General features: G+C 57.4%; 16 protein-coding genes. 9 read left to right on the top strand and 7 right to left on the bottom strand.

The annotated features are described in order from the left end of the window. Positions 1–13: 13 nt before the first annotated feature. From HQL65_06210 to HQL65_06180, 7 genes are all read right to left on the bottom strand, one after another. Positions 14–2125 carry a biotin/lipoyl-binding protein gene (locus tag HQL65_06210; GenBank protein MBF0135814.1) on the bottom strand — a complete coding sequence of 704 codons (2112 nt, stop codon included), beginning with the start codon at positions 2123–2125 and terminating at the stop codon, positions 14–16. Beyond that, positions 2122–3432 carry an HlyD family efflux transporter periplasmic adaptor subunit gene (locus tag HQL65_06205; GenBank protein MBF0135813.1) on the bottom strand — a complete coding sequence of 437 codons (1311 nt, stop codon included), beginning with the start codon at positions 3430–3432 and terminating at the stop codon, positions 2122–2124. The genes HQL65_06210 and HQL65_06205 overlap by 4 nt, the downstream gene beginning before the upstream one ends. 53 nt (positions 3433–3485) lie before the next feature. Next, positions 3486–4253, bottom strand: coding sequence for an efflux RND transporter periplasmic adaptor subunit (locus tag HQL65_06200; protein MBF0135812.1), 768 nt, complete (start codon positions 4251–4253; stop codon positions 3486–3488). A 282-nt stretch (positions 4254–4535) separates the two neighbouring features. Further along, positions 4536–4892 (bottom strand): hypothetical protein, encoded by a 357-nt coding sequence (locus tag HQL65_06195; protein MBF0135811.1) that lies wholly within the window; start codon positions 4890–4892, stop codon positions 4536–4538. A 36-nt stretch (positions 4893–4928) separates the two neighbouring features. Then, positions 4929–5876, bottom strand: coding sequence for a hypothetical protein (locus HQL65_06190; protein MBF0135810.1), 948 nt, complete (start codon positions 5874–5876; stop codon positions 4929–4931). Positions 5877–5886: 10 nt separating this feature from the next. Then, a complete protein-coding gene (locus tag HQL65_06185; GenBank protein ID MBF0135809.1) occupies positions 5887–6510 on the bottom strand; it encodes a thermonuclease family protein in 624 nt (207 codons plus the stop codon). Next, complete coding sequence (locus tag HQL65_06180; protein MBF0135808.1) at positions 6507–7466, bottom strand: GGDEF domain-containing protein; 960 nt, start codon at positions 7464–7466, stop codon at positions 6507–6509. Before HQL65_06180 ends, HQL65_06185 begins: the two co-directional genes overlap by 4 nt. Before the next feature lie 220 nt (positions 7467–7686). Between HQL65_06180 and HQL65_06175 the strand changes: the two genes are divergently transcribed. The 9 genes from HQL65_06175 (at position 7687) to HQL65_06135 (ending at position 18216) form a co-directional block, all read left to right on the top strand. Continuing rightward, positions 7687–8490, top strand: a complete 804-nt coding sequence (locus HQL65_06175) for a hypothetical protein (GenBank protein ID MBF0135807.1) — start codon at positions 7687–7689, stop codon at positions 8488–8490. A 432-nt stretch (positions 8491–8922) separates the two neighbouring features. Then, entirely contained in the window at positions 8923–9951 is a 1029-nt protein-coding gene (locus HQL65_06170; protein ID MBF0135806.1) for a GGDEF domain-containing protein, read from the top strand. A gap of 195 nt (positions 9952–10146) precedes the next feature. Next, positions 10147–12615 carry an SPOR domain-containing protein gene (locus HQL65_06165; GenBank protein ID MBF0135805.1) on the top strand — a complete coding sequence of 823 codons (2469 nt, stop codon included), beginning with the start codon at positions 10147–10149 and terminating at the stop codon, positions 12613–12615. A gap of 50 nt (positions 12616–12665) precedes the next feature. Beyond that, positions 12666–13901, top strand: coding sequence for a multifunctional CCA addition/repair protein (locus tag HQL65_06160; protein MBF0135804.1), 1236 nt, complete (start codon positions 12666–12668; stop codon positions 13899–13901). A 30-nt stretch (positions 13902–13931) separates the two neighbouring features. Continuing rightward, positions 13932–14597 carry an HAD family phosphatase gene (locus HQL65_06155; protein MBF0135803.1) on the top strand — a complete coding sequence of 222 codons (666 nt, stop codon included), beginning with the start codon at positions 13932–13934 and terminating at the stop codon, positions 14595–14597. Continuing rightward, positions 14578–15402 carry an NTP transferase domain-containing protein gene (locus HQL65_06150; protein ID MBF0135802.1) on the top strand — a complete coding sequence of 275 codons (825 nt, stop codon included), beginning with the start codon at positions 14578–14580 and terminating at the stop codon, positions 15400–15402. The genes HQL65_06155 and HQL65_06150 overlap by 20 nt, the downstream gene beginning before the upstream one ends. Before the next feature lie 123 nt (positions 15403–15525). Further along, positions 15526–16941: a B12-binding domain-containing radical SAM protein gene (locus HQL65_06145; protein ID MBF0135801.1), complete on the top strand. Its 1416-nt coding sequence runs from the start codon at positions 15526–15528 to the stop codon at positions 16939–16941. Positions 16942–16980: 39 nt separating this feature from the next. Further along, complete coding sequence (locus tag HQL65_06140; GenBank protein ID MBF0135800.1) at positions 16981–17700, top strand: glycosyltransferase family 2 protein; 720 nt, start codon at positions 16981–16983, stop codon at positions 17698–17700. Positions 17701–17949: 249 nt separating this feature from the next. Continuing rightward, on the top strand, positions 17950–18216 hold the full coding sequence (locus tag HQL65_06135; protein ID MBF0135799.1) for a YvcK family protein: 267 nt from the start codon (positions 17950–17952) through the stop codon (positions 18214–18216). The last annotated feature ends 5 nt before the right edge of the window (positions 18217–18221 follow it).

Genomic DNA, 18221 nt, shown 5'->3' with positions numbered 1-18221 from the left:
CAATGTATTTTTTTCAATTCACCCCTGCCTCCCGGAAGACGACGGCAAGAACGGTGCGAAAAAAATTCATGGCGAGGCTTTGCCTGTCGCCGGCGATTGCCACCCGCCCCAGGCGTTGTCGTTCGGGAACAGGCGTGGATTCCATTGTCCGCAGCATGACACGATAAAAGGCTTGTTCCGGAATCAATGCCTGCCCATGTTCCCGGACGGGGACGTTGCCGCCGTAGAGATCGGCCAGGGCAGGATCCAGCAAGACTCCGGTGGAGAGGGAATCCATGGCTTCCAGGCGGCAGGGAATTCCGGTATGCCGTGCGTCCCGGAAATAAAATCTGCACTCCGCCCCCTGATGCAGACGGGCAATCTCTTTTTCCGCCACATAGGCCGTCACCATGGCCTGCTCGGGGGAGACGAGGGTGGCAATCTGGAAACGGGCGGGGAGCCACTGTCCGATATCCACTTCTGGAGAAAAGTCTGCCACTTTTCCGGTAATGGCGGCCCGCAGATGCAAACGCTGTTTTTCCTGTTCCAGGCCGTAACGCTCGGCCACGGCTCCCGCCATTTCCTGTTCCAGGGTCTGGATGCGGCTCCGAAAGGTCATTTCAAATCCCATGCTGGCAATTTCCCAACCCAGCAGATCCACGCGCCGCCGGGCCTGGGAGAGACGGTATTCCAGATCGGGTGAATCGAGGATGAGCAGGGTTTCTCCGGCCTTGACCAGGGTACCCTCCCTTTTCAGGATGCTTTGCACCCGGCCTGCCGTCAGGGAGTAGACGGCCACCTGTTCCCGTGCCCGCAGCAAGGCCGGCAGAACAATCTCTCCCTGCCAGGGAACTGTCAGCAACCCGGTCAAAAGGAACAAACCGGTCAACAGAAAAGAGAAGCGCCAACGCCGATCCTGCACGATTTTCTGACGCATGTGCCACCATGTTTTGACTTCGGAAACGACAGGCAGGAGGATGAACCAGCCCAATTCCACTGCAAACAGAAAAATTCCCAGAATCTTGACGAACAGATGATAAACAAGCAGGGCAATGCCCAGAAACAGGATCAGGCGGTAGATCCAGGTGGCGACGGCGAACACAATGAGGAGTCGTTGTGTTTTTGCTGGTTGGGATTCCGGGGGAGGTGTCCGGAGGTCAAAAAGCCGCTCCCGCAACCACCAGCGTGCCATGTCGAAGGCGCGCCGATGGAGGTTGGGCATGTTCCAGGAGTCCATCAAGAGAAAATACCCATCGAAACGCATGAAAGGGCTGGAATTGATGATCAGGGAGGAGATCCAGGTCGTGGTGGCCAGGATGAAAAACACGGTGCGCAAAACGCCATCCGGCAGGAGTACCCACAGCAGGGTGGCATAGGCGGCCAGGGTCAATTCGGCCAGAATGCCGGCACCTCCCACGAGCAGACGTTGCCGACGATGGGTGAGTTTCCAGGCTTCGGTTGTATCGGTGTACAGGACGGGAACCAGCACCATGAGCGCCACCCCCATGGTGGGAACCCGGCACCCTTCGCGTTTGGCGGCCAGGGCATGTCCGAGTTCATGGATCACCTTGATCCCCATGAAGGCCACCCCGTAACTGACCATTCCCTGAAAATTGGCCGTGCTGACCGCAGTGGCCATGAAAAGATCCCATTGCCGCACGACCAGAAGCAGGCCCACCAGCAAAATAATCAGGGTAAAGACGACAAATCCCCTGGTAAACAGTGGTGCAACCCAGGGTACGACCCGTGCCAGCCAACGATCCGGGCGGACCAGCGGCAGACGAATGAAAAGATAGTGATGCAAAAGCCAGCGCGACCAGGAGAGCCGGGTGGCCAGCCTGGCCTGTTCCAGCCGCCGGGTGTCACCGGGATGGAACGCCCGCAACAAGTGGTTGTTGCCGACGAATTGCACCAGGTTCAGGACATCCTCGGCGGTAATGGTCAGGGAGGTCTGGTCGCAAACCTGCCGGGCGATACCGGCGGGATCTCCCGCATCCCAGCGCGACAGGATTTCGAAGGTCTGCCAACTCAAACGAAAAAAACGATTGCTGGCCGGATCCTGGAGGGTCCAGGTCGGGGAACCATCCCGCTCGGGAGGTCCAGGAAACAGGTTCAGCTCTTCACGCAATGGGGGGAGTGAAATCACCAGCCGATCCCCTGGCGTACCAAGGCCAAGGGCTTGCGGAACAACCAGTAGAGCAGGGGGACCTGTTCGCCATGGATGCGGGCTGTTCCTTTCAAACCCACCCGGGGCTTGTTGTTGGCTTCCACGGTGGCCCGCAACCGGAACGCGAGCTGGCCGTTGGGTTTGGGAAAGGCTTCATAGGCCATGAAGCGCACCTGCGCCGTCACCGGTTGCAGGGGATTGACATTGGGGAAAAAAGTGACCTCGGCCTGCGGGGGCAGGTCGATATCATCCCCCATGGCCACCCAGGCTTCCAATTCGGTTTCGTGGATTCCCGTGACCACCATCACCTTTTCGCCCAAAGCTACCGGGCGTCCCAGCCAGGCTGAAGGATCATCAAAAATGACCACACCGGATCGGGGTGCCTTGACCCGAATGCGGTTCAAGACATGTTTGAGGTAGACGGTTTCGGCGCGTCGCTCTTCAATGCGTCCGGAAATGATGGCGAGCAGATACTTGCTTTTGACATCCTCGACCGCCTGATGGGACACCTGCCGATATTCGGCCAAGGCGGTGGCCAGGGATTTTTCGGCCACCTCCAGTTTGCTGGCCAGGGATGTGGGATCGAGGTCAAAAAGCGGGGTGCCTTCTGTGACGGAATCATTGGGTTGGACATGAATTTTTTCGATCACCCCTTCGAGGGGGGCGCGTACCAGGATGGGATCATCCGGCACCACCTCTGCCGGTGCCAAAACCGTGAGCCGCACTGGCACAACGGACAAGGCACCGATCAAACCCAACCAAAGCCATATTTTTACACGGGAAAAAAAAGCCAGGTGTCTTTTGAACCACGACCAGGGGGAGGGTTGCAGCAGGGCCAGCCATGCGTGGGCATAGGCTCCGGCCAAATGTTGCAATAAAACAAGTTCCCCCTCTTGCCAGGGGGTCTCTCTGGCCAGCAGGATTCCTCCCAGCCTGGTTCCTTCCCTGCCCGGCAGGAGCAGCCACAAGCCATAAGGGGGGAACCACTCCTGCCACTCTTCCCGGTCCAGGGTGGCCAACTGTTGCGGATCGACCACCCGGGTCACCGCTGCCGAAGCATGCAGGGAGCGGCAAACCCGATTGAGCCATTGCACCATGGGCACATTGGGATCCGTCACGGGAATGCCGGAAAGGGCCACCACGCCCTGATTCGTCAACCAGCAAGCCGCCTGCCGATAAGCCACCAGGCCAACGGTTTCGTTGACCATGACAAAACCCAGTTCGGCAGTATTGCCCACGGAACGCGCCCGTTCCTCCAGGTGCAACAGTGTCGAGAGTTGTTCCATCCGGATCATCCAGTCAGTGCAGGGGTGGAATCAGCAGGAGCGTGGAATCGGCATCAAGGGGGTGGACGCAGCAAAATCCGCCCGCTCATACCCGATACGAGTTCGGGAAATGATCCATTGATTCTGGCCATGATTTTCATGGACTGGCTGACCGGGTCCACCCGTGCCCCCAAACGACTGACCTGGGCAGGATAACTTTTGCCTGTCTCATCACAGTGCATCTGGAACGTCTGTTCCACCTTCAACCAGGTCAACCAGTGGGAGGGGGCGATGAATTCGAGTTCCAGCTTTGAATCATCCAGGATTTCCAGGAGGGGTTGGCCGGGTTGGGCAAACTGTTGTTCACGAATTTTTTGTTCGGCCACCCGCCCGGCGAAGGGGGCCACAATCTGACATTTTTCCAGGGTGGCTTTGATCACCTGCATATCGCCCCGTGCCTTGGCGGCTTCCAGGGCCGACATTTCTGTTTCCAACTCGCCTGCCGCTTTCAAGACCACGAGGCGGCGATTGGCTGCCAGGACCCGTTCGGCGGAAGCGGCCACAGCCGTGGCGCGATTCAGTTGGGTTTTTTGCTGCGTGCAATCAAAGACAATCAGAGGCTGGCCCGCCTTGAACCGCTCCCCTTCCCGCACGGTAATCTGTTCCACCTTGGCCGCCACTTCGCTGGCCAGGGTGGTAAACTGGCGCGGCAGCAAATGGCCACGAATTTCGCGTACAGGCATTCCTCCGGGCCGTTCAGGTGTTGCCTCCGGGGAGTTCGGATCCGTTCCGGAGATTCCGCCTCCCTGGAAACCAGCCACACTTCCGGGAGATCCGGCCATAACGATCATGGCAACCATGACCACCACTTTTTTCCAGGGATCACAATATATTTTATTCCACATCAGGTCAGGCACCGCGAAAATTTGAAACATTAAAAATTATTAATGTTGTAAAATTCTTCACCAAGCGTTTTTAACAGGCAAACAAACCGCAAGTCAAGAACTGCTTTCTGTGGCATCCAACCGCTGCAAGGCGGTTTGCAGGATGTGCAAAGCCTGTCAAGAACTGCTTTCTGTGGCATCCAACCGCTGCAAGGTGGTTTGCAGGATGTGCAAAGCCTGTCAAGAACTGCTTTCTGTGGCATCCAACCGCTGCAAGGCGGTTTGCAGGAGGTGCAAAGCCTGAAGAGTGGCAGGTGATGTTGGATCGGCCAGTATGTGACAGGCATGCCGGGCGGCCCGCACGGTTTCCAGGATGGCTTCGGCGCGGGGCATGGGCGTTGCCAGGGTTTGCACGATCCGGGCGACGTGACAGTGACAGTGATTCAGGGTTGCCGGGGGCATGCCGGCGTTGTGGTGCCGGCAAAGATCCGTATGGTCCCCCCGGGCATGCGGCGTTCGTACCAAGGCCTCACGCAGCGTGGCCAGCAAGGCATCCAAGGCAAGGTTTGGGTCTGTCTGGTGCTGCGGCATGGTCATGAACGTGACCGGGAACTGTTTGTTGGGCGTCCTGGTTTATGGGGCATTGCTGGTCAGGGGTATCTTGTTGAATGCGACGGTCCGGGTATGGAGGCGCTTGCCGTTCGGCAGTTCCATGTCGCATTCGATGCGACCAAAAGTTTCCGTTTTTGTTGTGGTCAGATAATCGGCAGGGATATGCAGCGGAAAAGACTCCTGCCAGGAGCCGAACAGTCCGGAACCTTGATTCAACTGTTTTTTGCCGCTTCCCAGGGGTTTGTCTTTATTGGGGGCATCCGGGCCGGGTGTTCCTTCGTCCACGAAGAGGGTGCAGGATGTCAAAACCCTTTTCAGTTTCGATTCCCATTGAATTTCGCGATTGTTTTTGGAATCGCGATATTGAAATCTCATGGCGATCTGGCCGTTTTGGCTGTTTTTTTGGCGTGCGGCGACCATCAGGACCTGATCCACATCGGCCAGATTTGTGCCGGGAGAGGGGGGCGCGGGTGGTGTGCTGACCGGGGGGAGCGTGGGGACTCCGGACTTGTTTTCAGGCATGGGCTTGTCTGGTTCGGATTTGCCTGGAGTCGGCTGGCTGACAGGCGGATTGCCGGTGGCGGATTGACCCGGGGCAGCAGACGATTGCGGGGCTGCGGGGGGAGAGGATGCCTGTTGGGTCGGGTTGGGATGTGCATCCGATGTTGAAGCGGCGGTGGTTGGCGGAGTTGGGGGGATTGCCGAAGTTGCCGGAGTTGCCGGAGTTGCCGGGGTTGTCTCTTTGGGGGTGACAGGGGTTGTTGCCTGGTGGAATTTTCTGTTTTCACTCGGATCGCAGGGGCGATTTCGCCAAACCCGGTCACCGGAGACACGGTTGACACATTCGTAGATGTCCGCCTCCACTGGCCATGACCAGGAGAGAGACAATCCCATGAGCGCAAGAGCGACAGACCAGGGCTGAAGCAGCTCAGGACGCATCCGGATTCTTGACTGGGCAGGAGGTTTCATGACGGGACCTCTATCGAAGGGATGGTTTGGAGCGGTCGGCGATGCGCCATTTTTCTGGTGGAATGGGTTCGTAACGGGGAAAACCCTGCCAGCCACCCAGGTGTTGATTTTTGGCTTGCAGTTCCGGTTGACGATAATAATCGTCGTAACGGGTGTAGGCGACACCCCACCCTTGTTCCACCAGGATCCAGCCCAGATCACGACCAAGCAACAGGCAGTGACCGACATGGCGCCGGTATTTGTCGCGGAGAAGAGGCAGGCAATACAGAGGTACCCCAGCGACCATTTTTTTCAAAAAGGAGGTTGCCATGTCACCACAGGGAAGTGGCTTGCCGGCTTCATCAGGGCAGGTTTGTCCATGTTCCCAGGCATCCACGCCGTGCAGACGAATCTTCTGACCATTGACCAGCAGGGTATCTCCGTCAAGGACGGTTGCTGTGCCCACGATGGGAAAGCTGGTCTGGGGTTCAGATGCACCGGTTGCGGGAAAAAACGACAGGGCCAGGACCGGAAGTATCCAGATCATGGGCAGGCGGGATTTTTGTGCCGGGAGAGCCAGGATCACGGGCAGGCGGGATTTTTGTGCCGGAAGGGCCAGGATCATGGGCAGGCGGGATTTTTGTGCCGTATTCATGTCATTGAGATGACCCGGTTACGTCCCGCTGCCTTGGCCTGGTAGAGCGCCTTGTCGGCGCTGGCGATCAGCTCTTCAGCCGAGGTGGCAGGGGGGGAAGTGGCAATGCCGGCGGAAATGGTCAAGGGGGGCAGGGTGGAACCGTCACCGGTCAGAATGTCGGTTTCGGCGATGGACACCCGCAATCGTTCGGCAATCGTCAATCCGTCGGCAGTGCTTGTTTCGGGGAGGACGACAATGAACTCTTCTCCGCCATAACGGGCGGCAAAATCCCCCGGACGCAACATTTCCGACATGGTCTGGGCCAGGGTGATCAGGGCAAAATCCCCGGACAGATGGCCATGGGAGTCGTTGAAATTTTTGAACCGGTCCACATCCATCATGATCAGGGAGAGGGGTTTGTCACTGTGTTGGCACCGTTGGATCTGCCGGGCGAGAGATTCGTCCATCCAGCGTCTGTTGTACAGCCCGGTCAGGGGATCGACCCGGGCATAATGTTCCAGGAGGGTTTGGCGCTTGCTGTTTTCGACGATCACGTCGTTGGTGAAGCGCATGCGGCGCGACAGGATATAGAGCAGGTTGCGGGCCACCTGGTGGGAGACGTGGATCAGTTGCCACAGGGCATCCTGGTGGATGGTCAAGAGCCTGCTCTCGTCGGTTGCCACCACGAAGGCCGAAGCGATTTCGTTGTCGATGATGGACATTTCGCCGACGCACTCGCCGGGTTGAATGATGGTCAGGGCGGGTGTGCCCAGGGTTTCCAGGTGAATGCGCAGGGATCCGGAAAGAAGAAGAAAAATTTCACTGTTGGACTGGCCGGGCGAAAGCAGAATCTCTTCGCGTTGCAGACGACGGATGGCGCAGGTTTTCAAAATGTGTTCGACCGACTCGGGACTGACGCCCTGAAAGAGCCGGAGATTGCGAAAATTTTCATCGTGCAGGTCGAGTTCGATCATGGTATCGGGCCGGTCTCATGAGAAGATTGGAGCTGACGTTGCCCCGATTCTAGCAGAATTGACAGGGGCCGGGTATGGAAAACACGTCTGGCCATGAAACATGTTGGAATTTGTGCCGGGGTTTTGTATTATGTAAAAGAGGTTGTGTTGGATGATGGCAGCCGGTGTTTGTTGGGTGAGGTTTGCAGTCAGGTTTGTGGCATTGACAGGAGGGATACCCATGGCATTTCCCATTCAGGACGCTGTTGGTCAAGGGTTGATTCAGCAGATGGGGTCTTCCCGGACGAAAATGAATGGCTTGTTCCGGCAGTTGGCCTCCGGGAATCGCATCAATCAGGCCCAGGATGGTCCCGGTCTGATGAACATGATCGACAGTATGACGCGCGAAATTCGCGGCAACAATCAGGCGCTGGGTAACGTCAATGAGGGAATTTCCGTCACCCAGGTGGCCGATGCCGGGATGGGGCAGATCGGCGACGGTTTGCAGCGTCTGCGCGAATTGGCCGTGCAGAGCGCCAATGGGACGCTCTCCAGTGCGGATCGTACCAATCTTCAAGCCGAGGCCCAGCAGATCCAGTCACAGATCAACGATGTCGTGACCAAGACCAGCTATAACGGCCAGGATTTGTTGGGAACCGGGCAGACTTTGACGTTGCAGACCGGTGCCGGAGCGGCGGATCAGACCGCGCTTGACTTGCCAAACCTGTCGGCGGCGTTTCCGCAGGTGGATCTGTCAACGCAGGCAGGGGCGGCCAGTGCCATCTCCTCGATTGACACCAGCCTCGATACTCTGAACCAAGCCCGGGGACAGATGGGTGCAGCCCAGTCGGGTTTGGAGTCCAGACTCTCTTCGCTGCAAAGTACCAACGGGGCGGTGCAAGGGGCGCGTGCCACCATCCAGGAAACCGATTATGGCCAGGCCACGGCAGGTCTGGTCAGTTCCATGGTCAAGCAGCGTTTTGGTGCGGCCTTGCAGGGCCAGATGAACCGGCTCTCGGCCAACAGTCTGAATCTTCTCCAATAGCCGAAGCAGTTTCACGACCGGTACCGAAGCGGTTTTACGACCGACAAACCGCCCTTTTCCAGGTGAGAACAGGGCGGTTTTTTTGTTTGGCGTCGATGCCGAAGTGGTTTCACGATCAGCAAACTGCCCTTTTCCAGGTGAGAATGGGGTGGTTTTTGATTGGTGGCTTTGACTCCGTACCAGGCAGGAATTTCCAGGTGCTTGTTACAATCCTTCCTTGCCGATGGCGGCAAAATTCTCCCCTGATCGGGAATGAAGCGACTTTCCGGGAAGGTTCCTTGCTGGCATGATTATATTTAGAACATTGTTTATGTTGAAATATTAACAATTTGAATACCCGGGCTTCCAGGGTTGGCATGAACTTGGCAACCTCCAACAGTGCATTGAACAGTCGGTTCTCCGTTGTTGATCCTGTCAGGGGAGCAAAAAGTCATGGGCATCATTCTCAACCTGAAAAACCGGTCACTGGAAAGCCAGGCAAATCTGCTGCTGACCAGTTATTCCTCCAACCTGATCGAGGAACTGGACTGGTATCGGCGCCGGAATGAACACCTGGCCCGCATCTACGATCTGCACAAGCAACTGTCCGGCATGCTCGACCTGGCTTCCATGGTGGATGCGTTTTCGGTCTGGCTGATGCCACACATGCGGCACGATCTGGTTGCCTATCGGAATGTGGCACGGAACCGGAGTCACATGGTCTGCTCCACGCATGGTCCACAACGTCAAGAACTTCTTGATTTTGCTAATAAGATCATGAATGAAAAACCCGCAGTCGGATGTGGGTCCTGTGTGGATCGTCCGGGATTGAGATATTGCTTTGTTGACCTGAACCCGGATGGTCCCATGGAAGGGATCCTGATTCTGCATGGGGCAACTCCCGAGGTGGAATCCGTTCTGGTGCCGTTTATTGGCGAAATGACCTCTGAGTTGCGTGGACCTCTGGAGCGTGCCCTGGCCTACGAGGATCTTTATGATCAGGCACGGCGGGACGTTTTGACAGGCCTGGTCAACCGGCGGGTATTCAACGAACGCCTGGAGCAGGAAATCTCCAAGGCCCAGAGATATGGGACACCCCTGGTGATGGCCGGGATGGATCTGGATCATTTCAAGGCCATCAACGACCGGATGGGACATGGCGAGGGCGATGAAGTTCTGCGGCAGGTTTCCCGCACCCTCTCGGGAATGGTGCGGGACACGGATGTGTTGGCCCGGGTTGGCGGGGATGAATTTTCCCTGATCCTGACCAACACGGACATGACCAATGCCCGCCTTTTGCTGGAACGTTTGTGCCAGTCGGTTACGGATTTGCATATCCAGGCTCCAGGTGCCAGGCAATTGGGGGTGAGTATTGGCGTGGCGTGCTGGGAACGGGGCGAATCTTCCACAACGTTCATGGCGCGGGTTGACGACGCCCTGTACCGGGCCAAGGATGCCGGGCGTTCGCAGGTTTCAATGTGAGCTGACCAGAAACACGCATTTTTTCCCGGACATGGAAGTGGATGATCTTCCTGTTTTTTTCCAAGACATGGATGTTGATGATCTTCCGGATTTCATCCGGGAACAGAATGCAAGGGAATATTTTTTCCTGAATTTCAGGAAAAAGGCGATTTAGTGGTTGAGCCGCGCCGTTTTTTTCGGGTATCACTTGGCACCATGGACACTGGAACGAAGATCGACGCGGGGCGATACACAGTCCGCCGTCCGTTTGGCAAGTGGGCGCTGGGTTCCGTTTATTTGGCGGAGGAGACGGGAACGGGACGCATGCTGGTGCTGCGTGCTCTCCCGGACCTTTTTTCTGCTGCCGATACGGCTTTTTTTGAAAAATTTGAAAAAGTTGTTGCGGATATTGCGAAGCTTTCGGTGCATCCGGGTGTCTCACCCTCTCTGGGTCACCTGTACGATGCCGGGCAAAAGCGGCGTTTTCTGCTTTCTTCTTACGAGGACGGTGTCACGCTTGGCACGTTGCGGGCCGGTCGTTCGGGAGGGGTCCTGCCCCCCTCTGAAGCCCTGGAACTGGTCAAGAAAATCGCCGTCGTTTTGAACCATGCCCATCTCGAAGGGGTTTGTCATCGCAATCTCAATCCGGGCAATGTCATCATCATGGCCAGTGGTGAGGTACGACTGGTCAATTTCGGGTTGGCTTATGCTCTGCGTGCCCTGGCCTGGAGCCGGGGAGTGGATTTTGACCAGAAAATATTGCAGGAACAGGTTCCTTATGCCTCTCCGGAACAGTATGTGGTCAAGAGTGCCGGCATGGGGCAGGCCCGGAATACGCTCCTCTTCGCAGAACACGGCGGTGCCCGCTTTCTGGGGCAAACCCCGGACTCGGGTGGCGATATCTATGCCCTGGCAGTGATGTTTTATGAAATGGTCTCGGGTCAACTGCCCTTTTCGGATGAGGATCGACGTGCCCTGAGTGCGGCCCGTTGGCGTGGTGAAGGACCCGTGCCAAAACCCCTGGCCATGTTGAGCGATGAGCAAAACATGATCCTGGAACGGGCGCTGCACTGGGATCCACGCCAGCGTCTGGCCTCGGCCATGGCTTTTATCCATGCGATGACCCCTTCCATTGAAGGATCGGCATCCGCCCCGTCAGCTCCGACAAGAATTGCCGTACCAAAGGCGCAGGATGAGGCAGATCAGCCGACAGAGGCAGGTATCCCGGTGTCAGCCGAAGGGGTTGACCAGGAGTCGAAACAAAAATCGGATGCTCTTTCCGAAGAGGATGCGTTGCCTGAATCCGGCCATGGATCGGGCGAGGACCAAGAGCGGCGGACATCCTCTGGAAAAGCCACATCCCTGGCACGTGAAGCCGCGTGGTACCAGACTCCGGAATCCCCGGACGATATGGAGATCCGTGCGGATATTCAAAAGCAAGCCGCGGCTGAAGCAGTCATGGAAACGCGGCAGGGAACGACTCTTTGGCCCTGGATCCTTCTGGCCATGGCCATCGTTCTTGGCGTGGGTGGTGTTGCCTGGTGGGCCATGGATGAGGGGGATTCCGGGGCCGGTGTCGTGGAGTTTGCCGAGACAACAGTTGCAGGAGAGGACCAATCTGCTTCTGAGTCGGCTATCAGGGATCTTTCCACTCCAGGGGATGCCACGGAGGCGGAGGGGTATCGTACCGGGCAGAGCATGGCAAGAGATATCGACGCCGAAAATAAAGTGACAGCCGAATCGCGTGTGCCGCCGGGTGAACCGCGTATGCCGCCGAATGATCAAAAGGTTGCATTGCGTCTGCCGACGGGTGAGCAGAAGGGTGAAGCGCGTCTGCCGTCGGGTGAGCAGAAGGGTGAAGCGCGTCTGCCGTCGGGTGAGCAGAAGGGTGAAGCGCGTCTGCCGTCAGGTGAGCAGAAGGGTGAAGCGCGTCTGCCGTTGGGTGAGCAGAAAGGTGAAGCGCGTTTGCCGTCGGGTGAACAGAAGGGAGAACTGCGGTTACCGTCAGTTGACCAGGCAGCCGATCTGGAACGGGAAAAGCGGCGGGCAGGAGCCATGGAACAACAGGTGACAACCCTGCGGCTACAGTTGGATGAACATGCGGGCGCTCTGGAACGGGAAAAACGCCGGGCAAGTGCCTTGGAACGGCAGGTGCAAACCCTGCAACAGCAGTTGACGGATCAGGAACGCCGGTCGGTGACGCCAGCAATGGAATCAGCAACGGGTAGCGCCATCGTGGGGGCCGAAAACAGTGCCGGAGAAGAACAACTCCGGGCCATGAATTCCCTCCGCCAACGTCTGGCAGAGACGGAAGAACGTCTGCAACGGGCACAATCTGCCGAGAAACGGGTGGCGGAATTGGAAGCACGGCTCCGTCAGGTACAGACTGCGGCGGAAAAAGTGGTTGAACCGGGTCGCAGCGGCGGGCATGGGCAGGGTGGGTTCATCGTGCAGTTGACATCCCACTCCGAACAGGCGGAAGCCGATGCCCTGGTCCGGCAGGTGAACCAGATTCGTTTTCGGGATCGTCCCCTGCCGGTGTTCGGTCGGCGGGTCAAAATGGGGGAGACAACCTGGTTTCGAGTGGGGGTTGGTCCCTTTGCCAGTCGTCAGGAGGCCGAACAGGTCGTCACCCTGATGCAGGAACGCATCAAGGCCACCGGCTTTGTGGTGCCTGCCGAATGACAGGCTGGTCAAAGTGGATTGCACGCAGGGTTGGTCGGGAGTGACACACTTTGGCCGGATGGCAAATCTACCAGGTAGGTGGTTGTGTCCGTGACCGGTTGCTGGGACTGCCGACAGGGGATGTGGACCGGGTGGTGGTGGGGGCAACCCCTGCCGACCTGCTGGCCCTGGGATATCGCCAGGTTGGGGCGGACTTTCCGGTCTTTCTCCATCCGGAAACCGGCGAAGAGTATGCCCTGGCCCGCACCGAACGCAAAAGTGGCTCGGGTTATAAGGGTTTTACGACCCATTTTGATCCCCGGGTCACCCTCGCGGAGGATCTGTCGCGCCGGGATTTGACCATCAATGCCATGGCCTGGGCAGAGACGACCGGTCTGATCGATCCGTTTGCCGGGCAGCGTGACCTGGAAGAGCGCTGGTTGCGACATGTGTCGGTGGCTTTTGTGGAAGATCCATTGCGGGTCCTGCGGGTGGCACGTTTTGCGGCCCGCTTTGCTTCCCTCGGGTTTCGGGTGGCCCCGGAAACTTTGCAATTGATGAAAAGGTTGGCTCGTTCCGGCGAACTGGCAACCCTGACCCCGGAGCGGGTCTGGCAGGAAACACGCAAGGCCTTGACCACCGATGCCCCTGCCGTCTACCTGCGCATCCTGGATGCCTGTGGTGCCCTGCCGGTTGTCTTTCCCGAACTGGCCGCCCTGCAAGGGCAAAGTCAACCACCCCGCTATCACCCGGAAGGGGATGCCTGGGAACATACCCTCTTGGTCCTTGAACAGGCTGCGCGATTGAGTCCTGATCCGCAAGTGCGCTTTGCGGCGCTGGTCCACGATTTGGGCAAGGGATTGACACCCAGGTCTCTCCTGCCGCATCACTACGGCCATGAAGAGAAAGGGGTCGGTTGTATCGAAAGCATGTGTCGGCGGTTGCGGATTCCGGCGCATGAACAACAGATTGGGGTCTTGACAGCCCGGTTGCACATGCGGGTCCATCTGGCCAACCAGATGCGGCCCAAAACCATCGTGCGTTTATTGACGGATGCCGATGCGTTTCGCAATCCGGAACGGTTCGACAGGGTCTTGATGGCCTGCACGGCGGATATGCAGGGACGCGGTATGGCCCAGGTGGATTATCCTCAGGCCCGGTTGTTGCGTGCGGCCCTGGCTGTGTGTCAGAACATCGATACGACAGCATTGTTGAAGCAGGGTCTGGCAGGCAAAGCCATGGGCGAGGCGATCCGGCAGGAACGGGTCCGGCGGGTGACCCAGGCCATGCAGCAGCCCAGAAAATAATTTCTTTGAAAGGGGTTTGTTGAGGACGCCATGAAAATTCCGGAAAATGTTCAAGCCATTATTTTTGATATGGATGGCGTCCTGTGGGACTCCAGTGCCGCCCACGCCCAGGCCATTCAGGAGGTGCTGGATGAGATCGGGTTGCAGATGCCGGCGTATCATCTCATTGCCGGGCGGCGGACCAACGAAATGTTTGCCCATCTGTTGCAAGGTGCCGGTCGCCTGCCCGACGCCACGCTGGTCGAAAAACTGACCCTGGGCAAGCAGGTGCGGGCACGGCAGCTTCTGGCAGAAACCCGGCCCCTTTTTCCCCATTGTCAGAAAGTGGTGCGCCAGTTGCGGAAAAAATACCGGCTGGCCCTGGCCAGTTCGGCCTCCCTGGCCAGTGTGCGGGTGTTCCTGGAGGCGGCGCAATTGACGGATTGCTTTCAGGTGGTTCTCAGCGGCGACGAGGTGCTACACGCCAAACCGGATCCCGGGATTTACCTGGAAGCCTTGCGTCGTTTGCAGGTGACTCCCGAACAGGCCCTGGTGGTGGAGGATGCCATCACCGGCATCCAGGCCGCGCAAGGGGCCGGGATTCGCGTGGTCGGCATGACGGGTACCTTGACGGCTGACCAGCTTCGGCTATACTCGGTCTTCGCCATGATCAACAGTCTCGATGCCTTGCTCGCCGATGATATCTCCCATTGTTGACATCCATGATGTCAAATCGGTTACGATTCATCCGCAGCTCTGGACGGCGGTGGTCCCGGCGGCTGGCCGTGGTTCGCGGCTTGCGTCACCGTTGCCCAAGATTTTGTATCCCATCCTGGGTCGCCCGATCCTGGACTGGCTCCTTGATTCCCTCGGACAGGTTTGCTCCCGCTTCGTTTTTGTACTGTCACCGGACAATCGTTCCCAGGTAGAACCCGTCCTGCAAGAGAGGCTGGGAGATGCCTGCGAAGTGGTCATCCAGGAGACGCCAACCGGTATGGGGGATGCCGTCCTGTTGACCAGATCCGTCGTCAAAACCCCTTATACCGTCGTGGTCTGGGGCGATCAGGTCACCCTGCGCCAGGAAACCTTGCTGGCCTGTGCCACCCTGCACGAACAACGTCCCCATGCCACCCTGACCCTGCCCAGTATCGTCAAGGAAAATCCCTATATCCACTTGCAGCGGGATGAGCAGGGTCGCATCCAGGCCGTCTTGCAGGCCCGGGAAAAAGAGATCAAAACCGCAACAGGTGAAAATGATTGTGGCCTGTTTTTGTTGACGAGTGCCATTCTGTACCCCACCCTGGAACGGTTCCGGCACTCCGGTGCCGGCCTGGGTAACGAGACCAGGGAGTTCAATTTACTGCAATCCCTGCCGTGGTTTGAAACAGGACCCGGGTGCGTGACGACCTTGCGCATCCATGAGGTGTTGGATACCTTGGGTGTCAATACGTTGGACGATGTCCGAACAGTGGAAGCCGAACTGGCCCGCCGCCAGGCTGCCAGGCAAACGGCATCCTGTTGACCGAACAGGATTTATCAACAAACAAGTTGAATATGATAACTGCTCAGACAAGCTGCTGCCTTGTGCCGATGGGGACTGTTCTGTCTGGGTTATTCATGGACACGTCCATAGAGAGGATTTTTTGTGAAGGTTGCCCTCATCTGGCCCCATGGTTTTGATCGTACCACCGTCATGCCTCTGGCTTTGGGATACCTGAAAAGCAATCTCGATCTGGAACGTCATGAGGTGCGGATTGTGAACTGTGTCCTGACAGACAGGGATGCCAGGTCGCCTGCCTTGGCCGCCGAGCTGCGAGAGTTTGCGCCCAGAGTGGTGGGGGTTACCTGTTGGGGACCGACCTTTCCCGAAGCCATGGATCTGTTCCGTCTGGTCCGGAACATCCTGCCGGATGCCGTGACCGTGATTGGCGGGGTCCAGGCCTCATCCTATTATGAAAAGATTATACAAAACAAGGAAATTGATTTTTTGTTTCGGGGAGAGGCGGAACTGTCGTTTCCCGTGTTTCTCGATGAACTGGAACAGCAGAATCCGGATTGGAGCCGGGTCAAGGGCCTGACCTGGCTCGATGGATCCGGACAGATGCACACCAACGATGTGGAACGGGAAACCAATCTGGATCGGATTCGCATTCCCGATTATGCGGCCATGGATCTGCAAGGCTATCGGGCAATCGGTTATCGCTGGAACACCACCGTCATCAACAATGCCCCCATCTGGGTCACCCGGGGCTGTCCCTACCAGTGTACCTTTTGCAATGCACCCAACCTGAACGGGCGCGATGTCCGGGTCCACAGCCTGGAGTATGTCGTGGCCTGGATCAAGTATCTCTATGATGAATGGGGGACGCGCTGGTTCAACATCATCGACGACAATTTTACCTTCAATGTCGATTATGCCAAAAGATTCTGCCGGGCCATGATCGCCCTCAACCTGCCGGGAATTGGTTTTGGAACACCCAACGGCATCCGCATGCAACGCGGCGATCCCGAATTGTGGCGTCTGATGAAACAGGCGGGTTGGCGTTTCGTGATTGTGGCCCCGGAGAGCGGTTCCCCCCGGACCTTGCAACGCATGAAAAAAAAGATCAATCTCGACCTGATCCCGGGGGTTGTGGATCAGTTGCGCAAGGCCGGCTTGAAGGTCCAGGCTTTTTTCATTGTGGGCTTTCCCGGCGAGACCCGGGAAGACCTCATGCTGACCCTGGATTTCATTCGCCGGTGTCGATTCAACTTCATATTCCTGGGCAATTTTCAGCCCTTGCCAGGCACGCCGATCTATGACGAGCTGGTGCGCGAGGGGGAAATTGTTGATGGTCTGCTGCCCAAAACCTATTCAGACGGGGTGCGGACCTACACCCCGTCCGGCCTGAAAGATTTCAATTTTCCAGGGTTCATCCTGCGCACCTACCTGATGTTTGCCTTGCGGGATCCGCTCAATATTCCCTACATGCTCAAGATTTTCAATCCACGGTTTTTGCTGGGCAAGCTCATGCGCAACATTGCCGAAATGTTGAAACGGACCCTTGCCTGGCAAAAATGAAGGACCCGGACACCCACAGACGGCCTTTTGTGAGAATCCATGAAGACCTTGTCCATCATCATCCCTGCTTATAACGAAGAACAGTTTATTGGACAGTTGCTGGAACGCATTCTGGCCGTGGATACGGAATCCCTGGGGTTTGGCAAGGAAATCATAGTGGTGGATGATGGATCCCGGGATGCAACCGGGTCAGTGGCCGCCGCTTTTGCCGGTGTACGGGTCCTGCGCCAGGCGAATGCCGGCAAGGGAAGTGCCGTTCAGCACGGCATTCGTCAATCGGTGGGCGATTATGTTCTGGTCCAGGATGCCGACCTGGAATACGACCCGGCGGATTATCTGCCCATGTTGCGGGCATTGGCACGGGGTGACGTGGTGTATGGCAGCCGCATTTTGGGCGTCAGGGCGCAACAGGGGGGGTGGACCCTGTTTCCAGGCCGCCATCCCCAGCAAAGCCTGGGACCCTGGATCATGAATATCGTTTTGAGTGTCTGGGCCTTTCTGCTCTATGGCTGCTGGCTGACCGATCTCTTGACGGCCTATAAAATCTATCCGGCGGCCATCATCAAAAATTTCAATGTTCGCACCCGCGGTTTTGAAACCGATCACGAATTGACCGCCAAATTGGTCAAAGCCAGGCAAAAGATTGTGGATGTTCCCATTGCCTATGCGCCGCGCACGGTTGCCGAAGGCAAAAAAATTCGTCCCATCGACGGAGTGATCGCCTTGTGGACCTTGTTGAAATTTCGCTTTGTGGATTGACATGCGACGGGTTGATCGCCTTGTGGACTTTGTTGACACTCTGCCTTGTGGATTGACAAGTCCCTGCGATCCTGCTTTTTTTTTCCCGGTAGGAGACACGGGTTTGTCCTGGGGAGAACGGGCATGTGTGACGGGATTCGGCTGGCTCGATACACGGGTTGATCCTGGGGGAGAACGGGCATGTGCGACAGGATTCGGCTGGCTCGATACACGAGTTGAACCTGGGGGAGAACGGGCATGCGCAACAAGATTCGGGTGGTATTGTTCAGTGGCGGGCGAGGCACGGCGAGTCTGTCACCCTATCTGGCCTCTCACTCGCAGATCGAACTGACGCTGTTGATCAATGCCTATGATGATGGCTTGTCTACGGGGCGCTTGCGGGCGTTTGTGCCGGGCATGCTGGGTCCTTCCGATATGCGCAAGAATCTCGCCACCCTGATGCCCAACGAGTCTACCCACCAGGCACTCAACCCATCTTCGCAGCTTTGCCCATTTTTCGAGCTGTTTTTGAGATGATTTCA

Source organism: Magnetococcales bacterium (assembly GCA_015228935.1).
Taxonomy (GTDB): domain Bacteria; phylum Pseudomonadota; class Magnetococcia; order Magnetococcales; family DC0425bin3; genus HA3dbin3.
This window is presented reverse-complemented; position numbering and strand designations above follow the sequence as displayed.